Genomic DNA, 4,117 nt, shown 5'->3' on the forward strand with positions numbered 1-4,117 from the left:
CCATCAGGATCCTGAACAAAGAAGAACTTGGCTAATAGCTGACCTTCACGGAAAAACTCTTTAATCTCTGCAGGTTCGTAACCCAAGCCAGTCAATTTTTCATGCTCAGCTTCCAGTTCATCCACCGCGACTGCAATATGACCATAGCCTGAGCCATGGCTATACGCCTCTTCCGTACCTTCATTCCAGGTCAGTTCAAGTTCCATGTCATTCTCTTCATTGCGCAGGTACACAAGACTAAAGCCTTCAAAATCCAAACGCTCAGCAATATCAAGATCAAGCGCCTGTTTGTAGAATTTCAACGATTTATCAAGGTCCAGAACACGGATCATTGAATGAATTATCTTAGCCATCTGACATCTCCAGAGAATACTTATCTTTATCAATTACGCCTAAGCAATTGAAGATTAAGTCAAATGCTGGCGAATTTAGTTGTCCGGACTATAGCAATCTGTCTGAATAACAACAAGCTTTCAGTACGAATTGGCAATTGTGTGTTTAAAATCAAGGAGTTCTTACTAATCTGTGAGCTTGATAGGCACATACTCTACAAAGGTGCTGTACTCTAACTACTAGAGGTGAACTATGCAGCTAAACCGAATAGAAGTTTCAGGATTCAGAGGGATTAAGCGCCTATCACTCATGTTTGACGAGCTAACAGTGCTTATAGGTGAAAACGCATGGGGTAAATCTTCTTTGCTTGACGCGTTGAGTATTGCACTCTCTCCGGATGCAAAATTTTATAACTTTAAATTCTCAGATTTTCATGTCGACTATACTGCAGGCCATACCAAAATGACGCAGTTGCAAATAGTACTGCATTGGAAGGAAGACTATCCGGGAGAATATAAGTTAAGAAAATATAAGTGCTTTGCTCCCATTTGGGTTGAAGGCAACGAGGGTATCAAACACCTTTACTATCAGGTCGATAGTATCGTCAAAGACGATAAGATTATTAACCACCGTGCTTTCCTGGATCATAACGGCCAAATCATTGACTGTGATGACAATGATAAACTCGCTCGGCAATTGATGATCCTGCACCCTATTGTCAGAATTCGTGATGCTCGCAGGCTACGTACCGAGCCCGTCCGCAGTAATGGCAACGGAAACGGCAATGGACATAACGAAAAAATAAACGCCGAAAACACCAGGATCCAGCGCCGTCTTGAGAACACATGCGAACGCCTTATGACCCGGCCGGGCCATGTTAGCCCTGAAGAGATAAAAAGCAGTATTAATGCGCTTCGTACTCTGGTCGACCATTATTTTGCCTTTACGCCGCATAATCGCTCAACCGAGTTTAACCGCGCCCATTTCCCAGTTAGAGCCCAATACGCTATCAACCCACTGGAACAACTTACCCAGCCACAAATGACCAAGCAAGGGCGGCTGGTCTTGATGGGGCTGCTTAATGCCTTTATCCGTGCACGAGGCCCGGTGGAATTAAAACGGATCTCCCGCCCAATTATGATTCTCGAAGATCCGGAAGGCCGACTTCACCCAACCATTTTGCATCAAGCGTGGTCATTTATTATGAACATGCCAATGCAGAAGATCTTAACAACCAATAGCCCGGATCTGACTAGCGTTGTCCCGTTGCACACGATCAAAAAGCTCATTCGTGAGCCAGATCGTACCCATGTCTACTCGATACTGCCTAAAAGACTTAGCCGCGACGAAGAAAGACGAGTCACATTTCATGTTCGGCTTCACCGCCCTAATGCTCTTTTTGCTCGAGCCTGGTTATTAGTTGAAGGAGAAACCGAAGTTTGGTTATTTAACGAGTTTGCCCGTATCTGCGGCTATAACCTGGCAGCTGAAGGCGTACAAATTATTGAATTTGCCCAAAGTGGTCTTAAGCCACTCATCAAGGTTGCAAGAAGTTTGGGTATTGAGTGGCATCTCGTTGCTGACGGTGATCTGGCCGGTAAAAAATATGCTGATACTGTCAGAAACATATTAGGTACCGAAGCTGAGCGCCATCGATTAACCGTACTACCCAACCGGGATATCGAGCATTTTCTATTTAACAATGGATACGAGCCATTATTTCGTCGCCTGGCAAATATCCCCCATGACACCCAGGTGCCACCAAAGAAGATTATTATGAGAGCACTTAAACGTCATGCCAAACCCGATGTAGCCTTAGCCATGGTTGAATATACCGACGAAGACAACATCGAAGAGATCCCGCTGTTACTTAGATGGATACTCAAACGAATTGTTGCGATGTCGCGAGGAGTCAGTTAATCACTATCGATATAAATATTATGAAGTTCACACTTTCACAATAAATATCAAAACTTCGATACCGTAGCTTTGTTGCTCAGATGTTATTAGATAAAATTAAAAGATAACTATTAAAAGCATCTCTAATAAACAATCAGCCTGGAAGGAAGTATTTTGATTAACGAACTTCTTCACGCGCACAGAGCTTTCAACAAAATCCTAAGGATGCTCGCCCTGGGACAGCAAAAAGAGGAAATGCTCGAGCAGTTGATCGATGTAACCGAGAACATCTACACAGATCGGTTAACATCCATTTTGCTGCTCAATCCAAAAACAGACACCCTGCACTGTGCATATGCGCCAAGTCTGCCTGAATTTTATAACAAGGCGATTGAGGGCATTCATATCGGTCCAAATGTCGGCTCATGCGGAGCTGCCGCTTACCATAAGCAAAAAGTTATTACCGAGAATATCAACGAGCACAGTAACTGGGCAAACTTCAAAGCCGTTGCCTCAAAGGCCAACCTGGCCTCTTGCTGGTCAGTTCCAATAATGTCCTCTAAAAACAAATTATTAGGCACTTTTGCTACATACAGTGGCGAACCCGCAAGACCCACCCCCTTCGAACTGGAAATTTTGGAAATGGCAGCCTCGGTTTGTGCTGTTACATTAGAAAAATACGAAATCGAAGAAGAACTCATGCAGTCTGCAACCTATGATTTTCTGACCAATGCCTACAACCGCCGGGCATTTTGTCAAAAACTGCAGCAAGAGATAGATGACTACAACAAGCATGATGACTACGTTGCGTTGTTCTATATCGACATCAACAATTTCAAGACTATCAATGATCAATATGGTCATGCATTCGGCGATTTGGTACTGGTAGAAACAACGAAACGCTTAAATAAACTCAGCTGTGACACAGGCGTTGTAGGGCGATTAGGCGGTGATGAATTTGCACTACTATCAACATTTGAAAACAAAGACGAATTTAAACGCCAGCACCTTCAACTGCAAAATGATATCGGAAGTGGCCTTACTATTGATGATGTAAACTGCTCGGCATCGATTGGCTACACACTAGTCAAACGGTGTGACATCGACGAACACGATATTCAGTCACTCTTATGCCATGCAGATTCTGACATGTATAAAGCAAAGCAAAGATTTAAACGTCAGCTTATTGCCAGCTGCTAACAGAAATATTAGTTCGTAATACCAAACGAGCCCTTATTGCTTTTCAAAAAACAGTGTCAGTGTACCGACTTTAAATCCCCACTTGGTCATTGTGGCAATATTAAACACCCTTTTTTCATCTTGCCTGTACATCCAATCGTCGATACTAATATCATACGTTGTGTCATCAACAGGCACACGAAGCACATATTGCCAATTTAGCGTATTACCTACTGACGTTCCCGATGCCAAGCCTATTACATCACCAGCTTGACCGGAGTAATTGCCATCACTTTTTCGGGTGATCACCCAAGTACGCTGCTGCTTTTCGCCATCATCAAAAACAAAATCTTCGTCAAGCGTTAATGTGTTGCCATCTACTCGGCCCTGGATGACGACTTCAAACCGCCTTGTTTGCTTTCCACCTCTATCCTGCAACATTCCCCAGGCCATGACAGTGCCGTCAAAATACTCAAACAGATTAAAATCAGGTTCTGTTCCCTGATATTCATCAATCGATAGAGAGCATCCGGGAAGTAATAATACAACGGCCGCCATAATCAGACGTTTTAGTTTTGATTCCATTACGAGTCTCCACCGTCTTCACGTAACCATTATGTCCGCTTTTTTGTGTTATTGAGTTGCTTGGTACCGGGCCTAGGCTTTTCCAATTAACTGACGGCGAATGTCCGGATAGGAAGTCCTT

The 4,117-nt window shown here is 43.6% G+C and carries 4 protein-coding genes; 2 read left to right on the plus strand and 2 right to left on the minus strand.

Annotated elements, in window-relative coordinates:
* Positions 1-353: VOC family protein (locus MHN01_RS18700; protein ID WP_239412733.1), on the minus strand; the 353-nt coding region annotated here is incomplete at its 3' end.
* Positions 354-585: 232 nt separating this feature from the next.
* On the opposite strand from MHN01_RS18700, the gene MHN01_RS18705 reads away from it, so the two are divergent.
* On the plus strand, positions 586-2,253 hold the full coding sequence (locus MHN01_RS18705; protein WP_239412734.1) for an ATP-dependent endonuclease: 1,668 nt from the start codon (positions 586-588) through the stop codon (positions 2,251-2,253).
* 153 nt (positions 2,254-2,406) lie between these two features.
* The gene (locus tag MHN01_RS18710) at positions 2,407-3,432 is read left to right on the plus strand and encodes a sensor domain-containing diguanylate cyclase (RefSeq protein ID WP_239412735.1); all 1,026 of its coding nucleotides are present in this window, start codon (positions 2,407-2,409) and stop codon (positions 3,430-3,432) included.
* A 33-nt stretch (positions 3,433-3,465) separates the two neighbouring features.
* On the opposite strand, the gene MHN01_RS18715 is transcribed toward MHN01_RS18710, so the two are convergent.
* Entirely contained in the window at positions 3,466-3,996 is a 531-nt protein-coding gene (locus MHN01_RS18715; protein ID WP_239412736.1) for a DUF3833 domain-containing protein, read from the minus strand.
* Between the last annotated feature and the right edge of the window lie 121 nt (positions 3,997-4,117).

It is taken from the genome of Photobacterium sp. OFAV2-7 (genome assembly GCF_022347985.1).
Lineage (GTDB): Bacteria > Pseudomonadota > Gammaproteobacteria > Enterobacterales > Vibrionaceae > Photobacterium.